The organism is Bacillus niameyensis (assembly GCF_001375535.1).
Classification (GTDB): Bacteria; Bacillota; Bacilli; order Bacillales; family Bacillaceae_C; genus Lederbergia; species Lederbergia niameyensis.
Map to the genome: position 1 here is coordinate 98712 of NZ_LN831197.1, position 17242 is coordinate 115953.

General features: G+C 36.9%; 18 protein-coding genes. All 18 read left to right on the top strand.

Annotated features, from left to right (window positions below):
- Positions 1 to 51: 51 nt before the first annotated feature.
- The gene (locus BN1243_RS00525; RefSeq protein WP_062104348.1) at positions 52 to 945 is read left to right on the top strand and encodes an ABC transporter ATP-binding protein; all 894 of its coding nucleotides are present in this window, start codon (positions 52 to 54) and stop codon (positions 943 to 945) included.
- Complete coding sequence (locus BN1243_RS00530) at positions 945 to 2546, top strand: ABC transporter permease (protein ID WP_062104349.1); 1602 nt, start codon at positions 945 to 947, stop codon at positions 2544 to 2546. The genes BN1243_RS00525 and BN1243_RS00530 overlap by 1 nt, the downstream gene beginning before the upstream one ends.
- A 150-nt stretch (positions 2547 to 2696) precedes the next feature.
- Positions 2697 to 3146, top strand: a complete 450-nt coding sequence (locus tag BN1243_RS00535) for a hypothetical protein (protein ID WP_062104350.1) — start codon at positions 2697 to 2699, stop codon at positions 3144 to 3146.
- Between the two features lie 317 nt (positions 3147 to 3463).
- The gene (locus BN1243_RS00540; protein WP_062104351.1) at positions 3464 to 4459 is read left to right on the top strand and encodes a beta-ketoacyl-ACP synthase III; all 996 of its coding nucleotides are present in this window, start codon (positions 3464 to 3466) and stop codon (positions 4457 to 4459) included.
- Positions 4449 to 5597 (top strand): ATP-grasp domain-containing protein, encoded by a 1149-nt coding sequence (locus tag BN1243_RS00545; RefSeq protein ID WP_062104352.1) that lies wholly within the window; start codon positions 4449 to 4451, stop codon positions 5595 to 5597. Before BN1243_RS00540 ends, BN1243_RS00545 begins: the two co-directional genes overlap by 11 nt.
- The gene (locus tag BN1243_RS00550; protein WP_062104353.1) at positions 5594 to 6592 is read left to right on the top strand and encodes an NAD-dependent epimerase/dehydratase family protein; all 999 of its coding nucleotides are present in this window, start codon (positions 5594 to 5596) and stop codon (positions 6590 to 6592) included. Before BN1243_RS00545 ends, BN1243_RS00550 begins: the two co-directional genes overlap by 4 nt.
- Positions 6576 to 7418 carry an MBL fold metallo-hydrolase gene (locus BN1243_RS00555; RefSeq protein WP_407638807.1) on the top strand — a complete coding sequence of 281 codons (843 nt, stop codon included), beginning with the start codon at positions 6576 to 6578 and terminating at the stop codon, positions 7416 to 7418. The genes BN1243_RS00550 and BN1243_RS00555 overlap by 17 nt, the downstream gene beginning before the upstream one ends.
- A complete protein-coding gene (locus BN1243_RS00560) occupies positions 7415 to 8716 on the top strand; it encodes a F390 synthetase-related protein (protein ID WP_062104354.1) in 1302 nt (433 codons plus the stop codon). The genes BN1243_RS00555 and BN1243_RS00560 overlap by 4 nt, the downstream gene beginning before the upstream one ends.
- Positions 8710 to 9852 carry a GNAT family N-acetyltransferase gene (locus BN1243_RS00565; RefSeq protein ID WP_062104355.1) on the top strand — a complete coding sequence of 381 codons (1143 nt, stop codon included), beginning with the start codon at positions 8710 to 8712 and terminating at the stop codon, positions 9850 to 9852. Before BN1243_RS00560 ends, BN1243_RS00565 begins: the two co-directional genes overlap by 7 nt.
- Before the next feature lie 164 nt (positions 9853 to 10016).
- Positions 10017 to 10826 (top strand): bifunctional DNA-formamidopyrimidine glycosylase/DNA-(apurinic or apyrimidinic site) lyase, encoded by an 810-nt coding sequence (gene mutM / locus BN1243_RS00570; protein WP_062104356.1) that lies wholly within the window; start codon positions 10017 to 10019, stop codon positions 10824 to 10826.
- Between the two features lie 20 nt (positions 10827 to 10846).
- On the top strand, positions 10847 to 11695 hold the full coding sequence (locus tag BN1243_RS00575; RefSeq protein ID WP_062104357.1) for a deoxyribonuclease IV: 849 nt from the start codon (positions 10847 to 10849) through the stop codon (positions 11693 to 11695).
- A 94-nt stretch (positions 11696 to 11789) separates the two neighbouring features.
- Entirely contained in the window at positions 11790 to 12494 is a 705-nt protein-coding gene (locus BN1243_RS00580; RefSeq protein WP_062104358.1) for a class I SAM-dependent methyltransferase, read from the top strand.
- A gap of 602 nt (positions 12495 to 13096) precedes the next feature.
- A complete protein-coding gene (locus tag BN1243_RS00585; protein ID WP_062104359.1) occupies positions 13097 to 13792 on the top strand; it encodes a YjjG family noncanonical pyrimidine nucleotidase in 696 nt (231 codons plus the stop codon).
- A gap of 112 nt (positions 13793 to 13904) precedes the next feature.
- Entirely contained in the window at positions 13905 to 14891 is a 987-nt protein-coding gene (locus BN1243_RS00590; RefSeq protein WP_062104360.1) for a BadF/BadG/BcrA/BcrD ATPase family protein, read from the top strand.
- A gap of 126 nt (positions 14892 to 15017) precedes the next feature.
- Positions 15018 to 15590, top strand: coding sequence for a TrbL/VirB6 family protein (locus tag BN1243_RS00595; RefSeq protein ID WP_062104361.1), 573 nt, complete (start codon positions 15018 to 15020; stop codon positions 15588 to 15590).
- Positions 15583 to 15999: a DUF1801 domain-containing protein gene (locus BN1243_RS00600; RefSeq protein WP_062104362.1), complete on the top strand. Its 417-nt coding sequence runs from the start codon at positions 15583 to 15585 to the stop codon at positions 15997 to 15999. The genes BN1243_RS00595 and BN1243_RS00600 overlap by 8 nt, the downstream gene beginning before the upstream one ends.
- 182 nt (positions 16000 to 16181) lie before the next feature.
- Positions 16182 to 16460, top strand: coding sequence for a PadR family transcriptional regulator (locus tag BN1243_RS00605; RefSeq protein WP_407638875.1), 279 nt, complete (start codon positions 16182 to 16184; stop codon positions 16458 to 16460).
- A gap of 18 nt (positions 16461 to 16478) precedes the next feature.
- Positions 16479 to 17198 (top strand): pentapeptide repeat-containing protein, encoded by a 720-nt coding sequence (locus BN1243_RS00610; RefSeq protein WP_062104364.1) that lies wholly within the window; start codon positions 16479 to 16481, stop codon positions 17196 to 17198.
- Positions 17199 to 17242: the final 44 nt, after the last annotated feature.

The following is a 17242-nucleotide window of genomic DNA, read 5'->3' on the forward strand; positions in this document are numbered from 1 at the left end:
ATAAAGTTCATAACTTTGATAATAAGTTCTTTAGTAGGGGGAGCGAAAAACATGTCTGTATTAAAAACTACGAATCTAACAAAAAAGTTTGGTAAGTTTACCGCACTTGATGGTATTAACATTGAACTAATGAAGGGGGAAGTTTTTGGATTTATTGGTCCGAATGGCGCAGGAAAGTCGACGACCATTCGTGTTTTGCTTGGAATCTTAAAGGCAACTACTGGTGAAGCAAAAATTTTTGGGAAGGATGCATGGATAGATGCTGTTGAAATTCACAAAAGGATTGCTTATGTGCCAGGAGATGTAAATTTATGGCCTAACTTAACAGGTGGAGAGGTTATAGATTTATTTGTCAAACTTCGTGGTGGAAATCATAAAAGTCGTAGAGAAGAACTAATTAAGAAATTCGACTTAGATACAAGTAAAAAGTGTAGGACTTACTCAAAAGGAAACAGACAAAAGGTTGCATTAGTTGCTGCTTTTTCGTCAGAGGCAGACCTTTATATATTAGATGAGCCTACTTCAGGACTGGATCCTTTAATGGAACAAGTATTCCAAGAGTGTGTTCTAGAAGCAAAAAACGCTGGGAAGACAGTTTTACTTTCAAGTCATATTCTATCGGAAGTAGAAAAATTATGTGACCGGGTTGGGATTATTCGGCAGGGAAAAATAATAGAAACAGGAAGCTTAAGCGAATTACGGCACTTAACTCGAACAAACTTGATAGTTAAAACAAAACGTCCGATAACAGCTCTACATGAATTTAGAGGTGTACATGAAGTGGTAGAGAATGATGCAGGCCTTTCCTTTCAGGTTGATTCAGAGGAATTAGACTTGATTATTAAGCACATAGGTCAATTCGGCATTCTCAAATTGGAGAGTAGCCCTCCTACATTAGAGGATTTGTTCATGCGCCATTATGAAAATAAAGGAGGTGTATCCTAATGGTTCGCTCCATCTTTATAAATACAGGGTCTTTATCCAAATTGATTGTAAGACGTGATCGTATTCGGATCGCTTTATGGATAATAGGCATTTCTTTTTTTACAATCATCGTTCCAGTTACCTTTGCGGATATGTATCCTGATCAACAGGAAAGAGATTTGATGGCAGAAACGATGAAAAATCCTGCAATGACAGCAATGGTGGGACATGGAGATTTGGATCAGTACACTATTGGTGCAATGACCGCACACCAAATGTTATTACTAACAGCTGTTGTTGTTGGGTTAATGAATATTTTACTTGTAACTCGTCATACAAGAGCAGATGAAGAAGAAGGGCGTATTGAACTAATACGTTCACTTCCGACCGGACGCCTTTCTAATATAAATGCAACATTTGTTGTTCTAGTTTTAGTTAATGTCATCTTGGGGCTAATTACAGGTATCGGGCTATATGTATTAGGTATTGAAAGTATGAATCTAGAGGGTTCTTTGCTTTATGGAACAGCTTTAAGTGTAACTGGAATTTTCTTTGCTAGTGTGACAGGAGTATTTGCTCAGCTTTCAGAAAGTTCTCGTGGTGTGATTGGCTATTCAATCGCTTTTTTACTTATTGCTTATCTTGTTCGTGCAATTGGTGATGTAAGTAATGAAATAATGTCTTGGATTTCACCCTTAGGCTGGGTGACACAAACAGATGTTTATTCAAATAATAACTGGCTGCCAATGGTGTTCATGATCACACTGTCTATTTTCCTGTTTATATTAGCCAATTATTTAAACGCCATACGAGATTTGGAAGCAGCATTTTTTTCGGCAAGACCAGGAAAGCAACAAGCCTCTGCATATTTACAAAGTCCTGTTGGCTTGGCCTTTAGGCTGCAACGCACAGGAACGATCGCATGGGCAATCGGAATGCTTGTAATGGGGCTTTCTTACGGTTCTGTTTTTGGTGATTTAGAATCTTTCTTCGAAGGCAATGAGATGTTGGAACAAATGTTAGCCGTAAAAGAAGGATATACGCTCACCGAACAATTCATTCCAATGTTAATGATGGTGATCGCTATTCTTTCAGCCATTCCTCCATTAATGTCTATTTTAAAGCTTACTGTGGAGGAGAGAAAAAATCGGATTGAACATATGTTAAGTAGAGTTGTTTCTAGATATAAGTTAATGGGGAGTTACTTAGTACTCTCTGTCCTGAATGGATTTATTATGATTTCACTTGCTGCGATCGGACTTTGGACGGCAGGAACAGCTGTAATGGAGAATGGTTTTTCGTTCGGAACAATATATGGGGCAGCTCTAGTCTATTATCCAGCAACCCTCGTGATGATTGGGATCGCTGTGTTATTCATTGGATTTTATCCAAAATTAACGAATCTCATATGGATATATGTCTTTTATTCTTTCTTTGTTCTTTATTTAGGAGGGTTATTTCAATTCCCCGATTGGGTCGGAAAACTTACACCATTTGGTTATATTCCGCAACTTCCTATTGAAGAAATGAACTGGTTGTCAGTACTATCCCTAATTGCGATATCCATATTCTTTATAATTATTGGATTTATAGGTTACAAAAGACGAGATATAGAAGGATAATTTAGGTTTTTGATCATTCCGTTACGCATAAAGTAAAGGGAAAATTACAATGTGTGAAATCTACGCCCAATCTTACTTTAATGAATTCCCAATTAGGTGATTATCCCATATATTAAAGAGAAAATGGAAAAATTGTGGAGGTAATCAAAAATGTATTATTATCACCCTTATCATGATAGTAGGCAACTTTCAAATTTGCCAGGATATTTATTAAATCAATTATTGGGACCTGGGGGACAACCTGGTGGCCCTGGACAAGGAGGCTTTTTTCCAGGGCAGCCTAGCGGACCAGGACAAGGTGGATTCTTTCCGGGACAGAGTGGTGGCCAAGCGGGGCCGGGACAATCTGCTGGAGCACCAATGACACCGCCGCCAAATTTTGTCCCTCAAAAAGCAGAGTTTCAAACATTTGCGATTGACTCTGGTGCAATTAGAAGGTGTTTATTCAGGTTTACCTATATTTGGTTAAGAAGGGATTCATTCTGGTTTTATCCGACTTTCCTCGGAAGAAACTCTATTGCAGGTTTTCGATGGAATGGATTTAGGTGGGTTTATTTTGGTATTGACTTAAACAGAATTGAATCATTTCAGTGTTTCTAGTGTATTAAGATGATTGATGATGGGCTCACTATGTAATTTATCCCGCATTAACTGGCTGTAAGACCCCCACTTCAAGAATTCGAGGAGAATCCAAGAATTGTAAGTGGGGATCAACAGCCAGTAAAAGCCCGATTGGTTCAACTAACAATCAGTGGGGGATGGAAAAAACCCCCACTGATTGAAGTTTCACTTTATAGTGGGTCTCTTTAATTTTAAGGGCGATATAGGTACAATTACATATTTTGCTATATTACTATATTTTCTTATGCCTGTCCTTTGATATACTCAGAAAAAGCCTATGTGGAAGGGAATTTAATATGAAAAGAAAGTTAAAGATTGTTGGAGTTGGAACATATTTACCATCGAAAATAGTCACGTCTAGTGAGATTGATCAATTTCTTCAATTGAAACCAGGATGGACTTATAAAAAATCTGGCGTTCAATCGCGTTTTTATGTAGATGGAGAAACAGCTTCTCAGATGGGGGCGAAAGCGGCAGTTAAGGCTATTCAAGATGCTAATCTTGACCTGACTGATATTGATTGTATCATTGCGGGAAGTGGGACAATGGAACAACCTATACCTTGTAATGCTGCCCTTATTCAGCGGGAACTAAATCTCGGTGAATCCGGCATCCCATGCTTTGATATAAATACAACTTGTTTAAGCTTTGTGCAGGCACTAGATGTAGCATCTTTATATATTGAAACAGGGGTATATGAGACGATTCTTATTGTTTCTTCGGAGATCGCCTCTGTAGGAATTAACTGGAAGGAAAAGGAGAGCAGTGTGCTATTTGGTGATGGAGCAGCAGCAGTAGTTGTACAGAAAACACCAGAAGGGGAAGACTCGGGAATTTACACGATTCGCATGGAAACTTATAGTGAGGGTGCTTCTTACACTGAGATTCGTGGTGGGGGTACTAAAAAACATCCAAGAGAGCATCGTCTGGAAACAGAAGCTGACTTTTTATTTCATATGAATGGTCCAGCTGTTTTTCGCATGTCATCAAAACTTTTGCCAGACTTTGTTGAAAAAATATTTGCTGCGAGTAATCTAAAGATGGCTGATTTGCAGGCAGTCGTCCCTCATCAAGCAAGTGGAATGGCGATGCGTCTTATGAAGAAAAAACTCCAAATTCCGGATCAAATTTTTATTGATGTAATAGAGAATTATGGGAATATGATTGCCGCGTCTATTCCGCTAGCACTTCATGAAGCAATTCGAGCAAAGCGCCTTACACGTGGCGGGAAAGTGATGTTACTCGGGACTTCTGCAGGATTATCCTTGGGAGGAATGGTCCTTGAATATTGATCATCAGAAAAAAGTTTTATTAACGGGGGGAAGAGCTCCTGTCACCTTGGAGTTAGCTAGATTATTTGCCCATGCAGGTCAAGAGGTCTATGTAGCGGACAGTTTTTCTTCCCAATTGACTAAGGCTTCAAATGGTGTAAAAGAAGCTTTTACGGTTCATAGTCCTGTTCAACACTTTACTAGCTTTATAGCTGATTTACTCAAGATCGTCCAAGAAAGACAAATCGACCTCATACTCCCGACATGTGAAGAGGTTTTTTATGTGGCGAAAGGAAAGTCAGTATTAGAAAAATATTGTAACGTTTTTTGTCCTGATTTAACTTACCTTTTGAAGCTGCATCAAAAATACGAGTTTATCAAATTAGTGGCAGAAAAAGGGCTACTAGCTCCTAGATCGGTATTTATTACGAGTAAAGAAGAGTTACCTTCTGCATGGGAAAAAATAGGCGAAGAGGCGGTTCTTAAACCTGTTTTTTCCCGTTTTGGTTCACACATTACCTTTTTTGATAAAACTTCCATTCCAAAATTAAATTTTCCTAATGGAGAATATGTAGTTCAAAAAAAGATTAGTGGACAGCCTATTTGTAGCTACAGTGTTTTGTTGGAAGGAGAAATTGTTGCCCATACGCAATATAAAGTGGAATTTTCAGCTGGCAACAGTGCAGCAATTCATTTTCGTCATATAGAACATTCAAAAATAGAAAATTGGATTCGTACATTTTTTGATGGTGAAAAAGTAACAGGTCAATTTGCTTTTGACTTTATTGAGACGGAGAAAGGAGAAATCTTTCCTTTGGAATGCAACCCCCGTGCGACTAGTGGGGTACATTTGTTTGCTGGACGCGCACTACCATCTTCTTTTTTAGGTGAAAAAAGGGAATTGTTAAAGCCTTCCTTGCAAACAAATCGGATGATCGCTCTAGCGATGCTAATTTATGGTTGGCGTAATAAAGGATTGTGGAAATGGCTGAAGGCCATGCATCAATCAAAAGATGTTATTTGGTCTTGGCAAGATAAGAAGCCTTTTTTTTATCAATTTTATTCTTATATAGCGATGCTGAAGTTGAGCCGCACAATTCGTAAGTCACCATTAGAGGCAACTACTTTTGATATTGAATGGAATGGTGATGACAAGTGAAGATGTTTGTTACTGGTGGAACTGGATTTTTAGGTAAGGCACTAGCGAGAAGGTTTCTGCAATTAGGGCATGATGTTACAGTGCTTGGTAGAAATAAAGAGATTGGCAGTAAACTTGAAAGGGAAGGCATCCGCTTTGTTGCAGGAGATTTAGAAGATGCCAAGTTAATGGAAGAACTAATTGAAAATCAAGATTATGTATTTCATTGTGGTGCTCTCTCTTCTCCTTGGGGAAAGTTTCAACGGTTTTATCAGGCGAATGTAATTGGAACGAAAAATGTTATTGCTGGATGTGAGCGGCATCAAGTTCGAAGATTGATTCATGTATCAACACCAAGTTTGTATTTTTATCATAATAATCGCTTGGATGTAAAAGAAGGAGACAGCCTTCCACAAAAGTTTATCAATCATTATGCGCATACAAAATATTTGGCGGAAATCGAAATTGATCGTGCCTTTTCCAGAGGGCTTCCTGTGATAACTATTCGACCAAGGGCCATCTTTGGTCCTGAAGATACAACTATTATCCCTCGCTTAATTGAGGTAAACAAGAAGCGGTTTATTCCGCTTGTCGATGGTGGCCGTGCAAGAATAGATTTAACTTATGTGGAAAATGTTGTGGATGCACTTTTATTATGTATGGAATCACCTGAACATACAATTGGGAAAAAATATAATATTACGAACGGTGAAAATGTCGTTTTTCGTGATGTACTGCAACAGTTATTTACTTATATGGACGCCCCGATGAAAACGAAAGAAATCTCTTTTAAGAAAGCGATGAAATTAGCTGGGCTTTTCGAATGGGTATCTACTTATCTTTTACTTGGAAAAGAACCATTATTAACGAAATATACAGTTAGTGTTCTAGGTAATAGTCAAACATTGGATATTGAGGCAGCAAAATGTGATTTGGGCTACACCCCCAAAGTAGGTATAGAAGAAGGGATAGCTACATTTGTTGAATGGTGGAAGAAAAATGATGAAGAAAACTGATCTATCTCTAACTCTTTTTCAAACAGGTTATTGTGTACATCCGGAAAAAGTGACTGTTAAAGATGGCAGTTGGAAAAAGGTGAAATTTCCAGCTCTTGTTGGTTTAATTGAACACCCTGAAAAAGGTTATATATTATTTGATACTGGATATGCTGAACATTTCTTTGCTGCGAGCAGGAAGTTTCCTTATTCAATTTACCCAAAAGTGACTCCAGTTTATTTTGAAGATGAACAAAGTATTAAAAATCAACTTAGTGCAAAAGGAATTTATCCAGAGGATATTAGTTACATAATTATTTCACATTTTCACGGAGATCATATTGGGGGATTGCTAGATTTCCCTAAATCAACATATATATGTTTCAAACGGGCCTATCAATTTATTAAAGATAAAAAAGGCTTTTCTGCAATCAAAAATGGCTATTTACCTGATTTGCTGCCTAAAGATTTTCTGGAGCGTGTTATTTTTTTAGAGGAGGGGGATGGTTCACAGTTATCAGATGATTTTTCACCCTTTACAGAGGGATGGGATATTTTTCAGGACGGTTCGTTATTCGCCGTTGATTTAACAGGTCATGCAATTGGTCAAATGGGAATTTTTCTACACGATTCTAAAATGGATTGCGTCTTCTTATGTGCAGATGCGTGTTGGCAAAGTAGAGCCTATAGGGAGAAGGTTTTTCCAAATCCGTTAGCTTATTTAATTATGCCAGATGTTAGATCCTATCAAGAAAACCTTATACGGCTTCATCAATTGCATGAACATCACCCGAAGTGGAAGATTCTTCCGACCCATTGTCAAGAGATTTGGAGGAATGATCAATGAGTGTGCTCTCGATTGTAAAAGAATATATAATCCAAAAGCATTTTCGCCACTTTAAAACAAGGGAGCAGTTAAAAAAGTATCAAGAAAAAATGATGAAAAAACATCTACAATTCGTTCTACAGCATTCCGTTTTTTACCGTGATTATTATGGAACGGATAATGTTGCTGAAATAGCAGATTGGCGGAAACTTCCGACAATCGATAAGACTTTAATGATGGACCAATTTAGTCAATTAAATACTGTTGGACTGGATAAGGATCAGGCTTTCTCTGTTGCAATGAAGGCCGAAGAAAAACGAGATTTTTCTCCAACTATTAAAGGAATAACGATTGGATTATCTTCTGGAACATCAGGTAATCGTGGATTATTTATCGTATCTCCAGAAGAAAGAGAACGGTGGGCAGGGGTCATCTTAGCAAAGTTATTACCTGGAAGTATTTTGGAAAAACAGCGGATTGCCTTCTTTCTGCGTGCTAATAGTAATTTGTACACGACAACTCAGTCTAAACGAATCGAGTTTACCTTTTATGATTTATTGGATTCATTTCACGACCATGTTCTGCGATTGAATGATTTTCAACCGTCCATTTTAGTTGCTCCACCTTCTGTACTTCGTTTTTTAGCAAAAGCTTCCTTAGAAGGCAGACTAAAATGTTCACCCCAAAAAATCATATCAGTTGCCGAGGTTCTAGATCCTCTCGATGAGAAATTTATTGGAGAGGTCTTTAAACAAAAAGTTCATCAAGTTTATCAATGTACGGAAGGATTTTTAGGTTGTACATGTGAACATGGTACAATCCATCTTAATGAAGATCTGCTTATTGTTGAGCGGGAGTACATAGGTGATAGGCAATTTATGCCAATAATTAGTGATTTTTCCCGAAAAAGTCAACCAATTATCCGTTATCGGTTAAATGATATTTTAACTGAAAAACAAGAACCTTGCCCATGCGGTTCTCCAGCCCTTGCCCTTGAAAAGATCGAAGGACGAAGCGATGATATTTTTTATTTTTATAAGGGAGAAGAGAAAATTCCATTATTCCCAGATTTCATTCGCCGTGCGGTTATTACTGCTTCAGAGGAAATAGAGGAATATCGGGTAATTCAAAGTGCTATCGACGTTATTGAATTACAAATTAAATGGAAAGAGAAAAAGGAAGAAGAAAGATTAAGAGATTCTTTCAAGGATGTTTTTCAAAAATTTGGAGTAAAAGTTCCCTACATCGAATTTAAAGATTATGATTTTCGACCTGGAGTTCAAAAACTTAGAAGGGTAGAAAGAAGGTTCAGATGTTGATCGAACTTTTCAGCAAAAAAGAGCTTGAGAAGATTAATTGGCATGATTTTCGAAATGGGGAAGAAGTAAAGGGCTATTTTTCCGAAATGATGAAAGTGGAACCAAAAGTGTATGTGAAAAATGTCGACGCAGAAATTTACCTTTTGGCTGTAGATGATTTATTAATTCCTATAACAAAGGCGATCAATAATGAAAAAAATAGTTACGTAGTCTCGCCTTTTGTCCATTACGTCAGCTATGCGATTGAAGAATTACGAGAACTGCAAAATCCGCTGTTGGAATGGTTTTTGAAAAGATTTCTGCAATGTTTTGGTTTCTTAATGAAATGGGGAAAAGTTGATCGTGTCGTTACTGTTAACAATTGGTTATTGTCAACAAATCTATATGAGGAACTAACGACAGAGCAAGCTGGGAGAATTGTGAAATTCGTCCAGAAACAGTTTCCTCACGATGCTATTCTTTTCCGCTCATTAACAGAACCGCTCCATCAATCAATTATGGAAGCTTTTGCTGATCAAGGTTGTGTTTATGTTCCTAGCCGTTCCATTTATTTGTTTTATCCTGATCAATATGATCAATTCTCGAAGAAACAAAGAAAAACGATTCGCCGTGATCAGCAGTTTATGGCGAAGAGCGGTTATATTATTGAGGATAAAATAAGCTCTACTGATATGCAAAGAGTGCTGGATTTATATAACGAGTTATATTTAAAAAAATATTCATACTTTAATCCTCAATTTACAATCGAGTTTTTACAAAATGCTTACGAGAACAAACTGATTCATTTTAGAGTATTAAAAAAAGAGAATCAGATTGATGGGGTTGTTGGCTTCATTGTACGAAATGGAAAGATAACGACTCCAATCCTTGGTTATGATACTTCCAAGCCTAAAAAAGTCGGACTTTATCGATTGTGTTCGTTGATCCTGACAATGTCATCCCTTAAAACAGGTATTTTATTTCATCGTAGTGCAGGAGCAGGGGAATTTAAGAAAAATCGTGGTTCCCAAAATGAGATCGAATACTCCGCCGTTTTCACGGATCATTTACCATGGAGTCGAAGGTGGATTTGGAGAGCTTTAGAATTCCTGCTTACGAAAATAGGTGTGCCCTTATTGAAGAAGTTCAATTTATGAAACAGCGAAACTAGGCCATGTTGCTTACAGTTTCGCTGTTTTTTTATGAGTTGTAGTAATAGAGAAAAAGAAGAAGGACAAAGACTGTATCGTTATTTTAGTCATGATATTTGAATCGAGAGGAATAATGAGAGTACAGCCTTTTTTGAGAAAGGAGTACTATAATGCCAGAACTGCCAGAAATGGAAAATTATAAATCGTTGTTACATGAAAAAGTCTTAGATCAAACTATCACAAATTTAGTGATCAATCGAGAGAAATCGATCAATGTATCAGTGGAACAATTTAAGCAAAATGTGCTCAACCAAAAAATTATCGGTGTTGAACGCAGGGCAAAATATTTAGTGTTTCACTTACAAAGTGACTCGTCTTTATTATTGCATCTGATGTTAGGCGGATGGATGTTTTATGGAAAAGATGAAGACAAGCCGAATCGGACTGTGCAAGTTCAATTATCTTTCGGGGATTACCATCTTTACTTCATTGGATTGCGGTTAGGATACTTACATCTTCTATCCCCTGAAAAGGTTGAAAAGGAATTTTGTAAAATCGGTCTAGAACCTTTAGATCCCAATTTTTCACTTGATACCTTTCTTCAATTACTTAAAGAAAGGAGAGGAGGACTGAAAACGACTTTAATCAATCAAGAGTTCGTAGCTGGAATTGGGAATCGTTATTCTGATGAAATCCTTTGGCAAGCGAAAATATCGCCTTCCATGAAGACCAATGAGTTAGCGCATGATCAAAAAGTGCGATTATATAATTCGATCAAATTTGTTTTACAACAGGGAATTCAATATGGAGGTTATATGGATGAGCCCTTTTTTCGCGGAGATAGTCAGACAGGCCAATACGAGAAGATCATGAATGTACATAATCGTGAAGGAAGAACATGCCCTAGATGCGGTACTTCCATTGTGAAAAAAGAGATTTCTGCACGAAAAACGTATTATTGTCCAAACTGTCAGCAGTGAACGGTGTAGGAGGAATTGATATGAAATTTGGTTGTCATCTTTCGATAAAGGAAGGTTATTTAGGTGCTGCGAAACAGGCACTTGCATGGAATGCTACAGCTTTTCAATACTTTCCAAAAAATCCACGAAGTTTATTAGTTAAAGATTTTGATCGAGTAGATGCTGCAGAGTGTAAAGCGTTTTGTCTGGAAAACAATCTTCAATCTGTTAGTCATTCTCCTTATCCAACAAGTTTGACGCCTCATGATGAAAAAAGGAAAAACCAAGTCATCGCTTCATTGTTAAATGATCTCGAAATTACTGAAGCATGTGGTTCCATAGGTATAGTTGTTCACTTTGGAAAGCAGATTTCATCATCAAACCCTCTTCACAGCTATCAAATAATGATCGAAATGTTAAATACTGTTCTTGAGCGATGGGAAGGAAAAGCAAAGATTTTACTCGAAAATAATGCGGGTCTTCCCGGAAGTATTGGAACAACTCTGGAAGAACTCGTCCAAGTTCGCAAACTTTGTGAGTATCCAGAAAAAATTGGCTTTTGTCTGGATACTTGTCATGCTTTCGCTTCAGGTTTGTGGGATGGAGAAAATTGGGAGGAGGTATTGGAGAATGGGATAGAGCTTGGATTTTTTGATGAGTTAGAAGTAATTCATTTCAATAATTCAAAGTACGACACTCGTTTAGGAAAAGATCGTCATGCACCGATTTTTGGACCAGGATATATAAAGGTAAACCAATTTGACCAACTAATGCAAACACCTCAACTTCAAAATATTCCTTTTATATTGGAAACCCCTAAAGAAGAGATACCACATGAAAAGGAAATAAAACTTATACAGGAAAGATGGGGACAAAAATTGGGGAGATAAAACATTGAAAAATTAGAAAAGAATAACTACTCGTTCCATAAAATGGTATAATTACGATGTAATAAATAGATCGTGAACAAGGAGTGGGTGAAAAATGGATGGTTATGACGTTTTTGCAGATACGTATGATAATGTCATACGAAAAGGTTCACCTGTTAATGAATTAGCCTTTAACTTTGTAATAGACCAACTTCATGATATAAAAGGTAAGCAAATATGTGATTTAGGATGCGGTCAGGGGGAACTTAGTCGACGATTAACACAAAATGGAGGGATCGTAACAGGAATCGACTTCAGCAAGAAGCTTCTTAAATTAGCACTCGATTATCCCTGTTCCGACACGATTAATTGGGTAGAAGATGATGCACAAAAATTAAGTAAGATAGAATCGGAAAAGTTTGATATTGTAGTATCTAATCTTATGCTTATGGATGTTCCAGATTTTCAAAAGGTCTTCCAATCCTCATACAGAATACTTAAGCATCAGGGAATTATGATTTGGGTAATCACACATCCGTGTTTTCAATCACCTTATAGTGAGACATTAGAAGACGGATCTAGGAGAATTGTAATGTATGAAGATCAATGGTGGAAATCAAATGGAAAAGGGACTATTAGGGGGACTTTAGGTGCCTATCATCGGACATTAGAAAACTACATAAATTCCTTTATTTCCACAGGATTTAAGCTTAAGCATATAAGGGAATTAACAATTTCACGAGATATTCCTTTAGAGGGACAACAGATCTCCCATTATGAAATTCCACCTTTATTAGGAGTAATTGGAATTAAAGAGTAATTATACGAGATGAAAGCAAACTTTCCTACCTTAAGAATAAGCACACTTCACAACATGATGTTTACCACTATTTTATAATTCCATCGGGTTAAAGGATCTCTTTTCTATTTCACAAGTTTTGAGGAAGAAAATCCATAAATTTTAGCGAAATCTAACGAATATTCCGATAAAAAAGCAAATGGAAACTATTAAATGTTATAATAAATATTGTAATAGAAGAGGTATTTAAGGGCGGTCAGCACCTGTCTTTGTCCCTGCCATGGTACTTTTGGTAGGAAGGGGGTGCTGCCTTATGACGGTGTTCGAAGGATTAATGCTTGCTATTTCATTTTCAGGCTTAGTCCTTATGATCTTGTCATTTAGGGATAATAAATAATCCGCCCTTGCGCCTCACAAGCAATAGAGCGGATTATCGCGAAACTGCTGATCGCCTTTGAAGCGATTCTATTACAACGACCGTTCAGTGTTACCAGCACTGGGCGGTCAGTTTTAATATATTCAACTTTATGTTTATTATAACACAAAATGCGAAAAGTCAAACAAATTTTGAGAGTTTCATGTAGATCGACTGCAAGATACGGCAGAAGAAGGGGGCATCACAAATGTATAAAGCAATTATTTTCGATTTAGACAATACTCTTTTAAATTATTCTACTAGTGAACTACATTCCATGCAAAATACAGTGAAAGAGCATGGATTAACCGAAAATAAATTATTTAATTGGAGTGAATTTTGGGGTCTCTATCAAAAAATTAACATGAATCATTGGAATGATCGGGTTAAGTCCAACTATAGTATCTATAAAGTGCTAGAGAAATCTTTTCAAGACACTATAAATGAGTTAAATCTTGATTACTCCGAATCGGCAACCTTGGCAAAATCTTATTGGCGAACCTTTTGCAATACATATCATTTTGAAGAATATGCACCAGAGATCTTATCTCAATTACATGGAAAATATAAATTGGCGATTATATCAAATGGTATTGGAGAAGCTCAGAGAAGTAGGCTTGCTGTAGGTGGTATTGCTCATTATTTTGATGCATTAGTAGTTTCAGATGAAGTTCGATATTGGAAGCCAGACAAAGAAATATTTAATTTGGCATTGAAGCAATTAAATGTCGATCATACCGAAGCTTTATATATTGGAGATTCTATTAATGATGATTATTATGGCGCCTTAAACGCGGGAATAGATTTTTGTTTATACAATCCAAAAGGCATTCCCGTTCAAGATAAAGAACGACCTAAATTCATTGTTGAAAAATTAGAAGAGATATTGAATGTTTTAGGTTGATAAGAGCTAGATTTACTTAACTAGTATTAACTTCTATGCTCAAGTTATTATAATCCTAAAAAGTATCCTAGTATTCTTGTATCAAAAAATATGAGAAAGTGGAGGAGACCGAATGCAAAATTCATATGTAATTGGCTTGGAAGGCGGCGGAAGTTTTACGAGAGTCATGGTTGCGGATTTGCAAGGGAATATATTGGCGTATAAAGAATCGGGCAGCGCTCATCCATATCGAGATCCTCGAGCAGGGGAAAATATTCAAAACGCGGTGTTACAAGCCTTGAGGACTGCAGAAGTTTCATTAAATGAAGTAGTTCACTTTACTGCAGGTCTTCCTAGTTATCAACAAGAAGAAGATTTACCATTAGCTCATAGCTTGCTTGATATTGAAGGTCTTGCATGTCAAAAAACGATTGTCAATGATTCTGTTGTTGGTCATGCTGGTGCGCTTTTATTTCAACCGGGAATCATGGTTGTTTCAGGAACAGGCTCAATCGTAATGGGCTACACCGAGAATGGGCATGTTCTTTTCAACAGTACTTTTAGACATTATGCCCCGACAGCTGCACGTTTTTTATCATACCAGGCTATTCACTATTTGTTGGCAGGTCAAGTGGAACTGGAAGACACCGCTTTTATAGAACAGATTTTTGAGTTTTGGGGAGTCAAAGATATGGCTGAATTCCGAGAGCTGGCTCTACAAGATTATCATTTAAGTAAACAGGAAATGGATCGTCGATTTGGGTTAATGGCTCCTATTTTAACAGTAGCTGCTTCACAAGGAGTACCTTTAGCTGTAAGAGTTTGTGATGAAGCGATTCGTACTTTGGAGACAGGTGTCCGTTTGCTAGGAAGTTACTTTACTGATCACGATATTCCAGTTTGTTTCGTAGGTAGTGTTATTCGTAGTCCATATTTCAGTAGACGTTTTTCAGATATACTTCAACGCTGCTCGCATAAACGTTATAACATCATGGAGCCACTCATGTCACCAGTTGCTGGGGCGGTGGCCATGTCTTTAAAAGAAAGTGGGATTCATGTTACAGATAATATTGTAGAGCGGTTACTAATGCATGAAAAATCATTGGTAAGTGTTTTGTAAGCTAGATGTAGGATTGAATCATAAATGAAACAAAAACAATCTTCAAATCGTAGTACAAGTACGTATATCAAACAGCTACCTTCATCCCATAGCGCTTCTAAAGAGGAGAGGAGGTAATATTAAAAAATGAGGTTTTTTGCGATTTTCATTATCCTTTTGGCTATGGTATTAATTTCAAAATGGTTAATCGCACTGGAAGATTTTGGCCAGTTTATCAAGTTTCTACTTTTTGACGTGTTTATTGTTAACTTTTGGGGAACCATCCTCCTGTTGGCGGGATTGTTTACGCTAATTTTCACTTTGTATATGATCATTAGCAAGAAAGCAGTCAATCCTAAAGGTACGATCATGCCTGCCATTGTATTGATGCTTATTACATTTAGCCTTGGGATCGGTTTGAGTTATAATATATTCGATGATTTTGCTGATGCGAGATCTTACTTGGTCGGTAATGTAAAAGAAGAAACGGTCATTATTTCTGATTTTCGCTATATAAAGACAACCGAAGGTCATTTGTACTATTATACTTTTTCAGATGGTCGAACTTTTGAAGAGGGCTATAGAGGAAAGGGTTTTTCACAAATAGAGGAAGGAGAGACTTATTTTATCCGCTATTTGCCACGGACTGAAAAGCTGCTCAGAATTGAACGGAAATATATTAATATAAATCATAAGATGGATGTGTTAGAAGATGTATGAACTGAAGACAAAAGAAAATGATGAAAGTGTTATTGAATTCATTGAAAGTGTCGATAGTCCGAAAAAACGCGAAGACGCTTATAAATTGCTTGATATATTTACTGAAACATCAGGTTATGAGGCAAAAATGTGGGGACCGAGTATTATTGGGTTTGGGTCTTATCATTATAAATATGAATCCGGTCATGAAGGGGATGCCCCGCTTGTCGGTTTTTCTCCTAGAAAAGCGAAAATCAGCTTATATTTTGCAACAGGTGATACGAAACGAGATGAGATATTAAAAAAATTCGGTAAACACACTTCTGGAAAGGCATGTGTGTACATTAGTAAAGTGGCAGATATTGACGTAGAGGTACTTAGAGAATTGATCAAGGAATCAATCACTTTTTTGAAGAAGATGTACGGATAAAGAGAAAAAACATAAGGAGTTACCAATTTAATCGGCTTATGCCGATTTTTTTTAGACAGGTGTTATACTTGAAACATTACCTTGACAGGCATAGTAATATATTTTATATTATACTCAAGGCGGTGAGGAAGTTGACACAAGCAAAATTGACCTCGGATCTGCTTAGAGGCCATGCGGATACGATGATTCTTAAACTACTCTTAAGCGGTGATAAATATGGTTATGAAATAAGTAAACTAATTTTTTCTCAATCCGGCGATCAATTTGAATTAAAAGAAGCCACTATGTACTCCAGTTTGAAGCGGCTTGAGAAAGAAGGAAATATTCGCTCCTATTGGGGAGATTCTTCACAAGGAGGAAGACGGAAATACTATAAGATTACGTCGATTGGAGAAGAGACATACCGGAAAAATAAGGAAAACTGGGTACAAGCGAAGCAAATTCTTGAACGCTTGTTATAGGAAGGGAGATTTGATTGTATGATGGATCAGTTAATGACACGTGTTCAGAACATTTTTGCACCATATAAAAATTCGAGTTCTGCCCAAGAGTTAGAAGAGGAGCTTTTGCAAAATTTAACCGATAAATTTCGAGATTTTAAACAGAAAGGGTACAGTGAGGAAGAAGCATATCAACTTACAGTAGATTCGATTGGAGATGTTGATGAATTAATTGATTCCATCCGTTTGGATGATAATGATCATAGTGGAATGAAATTTGCTGATTTATCTATGAAAATATTACGAGGCTCTGATTTTCGTTCAGTTTCTGTTCACAATGGAAAATTTAACCATAGTGATCTGAGGGACAGCGATTTTAGTCACTCTGACTTAAGTAACAGTACTTTCCACAGCAGTAATTTGCAAAACTGCATTTTTGAAGACGTGAACTTAACAGGTGTTTCCTTTGGTAGTGCGCATTTGAAAAACGTTGTTTTTAAAAATAACAATTATTATCAAACGCATTTTAAAAGTTGTGATCTATCCAATTTTAAATTTGATGGTGAAACATTGAAAGAAACAATTTTTTCATATACTTCCTTGAAAAAGACATCTTTTCGCAATGCGACAATCCTGCACGTTCAATTCCGTTTTTCAGATGTAACAAACGCCGATTTTACAGGCGCAAAGATGGATAAATTAACTTATAACGTTTTAAAAGGCGGAAAGGCAATTTTGAATGATGTCCATTTTGTTTGAGATTGGACTTCGTTAATAAAAACTCCCTCCTAGTGCGAACATTG

Coding starts and splice junctions, on each gene's coding strand:
- BN1243_RS00525 (WP_062104348.1), top strand. CDS start 52: ATGTCTGTATTAAAAACTACGAATCTAACAAAAAAGTTTGGTAAGTTT.
- BN1243_RS00530 (WP_062104349.1), top strand. CDS start 945: ATGGTTCGCTCCATCTTTATAAATACAGGGTCTTTATCCAAATTGATT.
- BN1243_RS00535 (WP_062104350.1), top strand. CDS start 2,697: ATGTATTATTATCACCCTTATCATGATAGTAGGCAACTTTCAAATTTG.
- BN1243_RS00540 (WP_062104351.1), top strand. CDS start 3,464: ATGAAAAGAAAGTTAAAGATTGTTGGAGTTGGAACATATTTACCATCG.
- BN1243_RS00555 (WP_407638807.1), top strand. CDS start 6,576: ATGATGAAGAAAACTGATCTATCTCTAACTCTTTTTCAAACAGGTTAT.
- BN1243_RS00560 (WP_062104354.1), top strand. CDS start 7,415: ATGAGTGTGCTCTCGATTGTAAAAGAATATATAATCCAAAAGCATTTT.
- BN1243_RS00565 (WP_062104355.1), top strand. CDS start 8,710: ATGTTGATCGAACTTTTCAGCAAAAAAGAGCTTGAGAAGATTAATTGG.
- mutM (WP_062104356.1), top strand. CDS start 10,017: ATGCCAGAACTGCCAGAAATGGAAAATTATAAATCGTTGTTACATGAA.
- BN1243_RS00575 (WP_062104357.1), top strand. CDS start 10,847: ATGAAATTTGGTTGTCATCTTTCGATAAAGGAAGGTTATTTAGGTGCT.
- BN1243_RS00580 (WP_062104358.1), top strand. CDS start 11,790: ATGGATGGTTATGACGTTTTTGCAGATACGTATGATAATGTCATACGA.
- BN1243_RS00585 (WP_062104359.1), top strand. CDS start 13,097: ATGTATAAAGCAATTATTTTCGATTTAGACAATACTCTTTTAAATTAT.
- BN1243_RS00590 (WP_062104360.1), top strand. CDS start 13,905: ATGCAAAATTCATATGTAATTGGCTTGGAAGGCGGCGGAAGTTTTACG.
- BN1243_RS00595 (WP_062104361.1), top strand. CDS start 15,018: ATGAGGTTTTTTGCGATTTTCATTATCCTTTTGGCTATGGTATTAATT.
- BN1243_RS00600 (WP_062104362.1), top strand. CDS start 15,583: ATGTATGAACTGAAGACAAAAGAAAATGATGAAAGTGTTATTGAATTC.
- BN1243_RS00605 (WP_407638875.1), top strand. CDS start 16,182: ATGATTCTTAAACTACTCTTAAGCGGTGATAAATATGGTTATGAAATA.
- BN1243_RS00610 (WP_062104364.1), top strand. CDS start 16,479: ATGATGGATCAGTTAATGACACGTGTTCAGAACATTTTTGCACCATAT.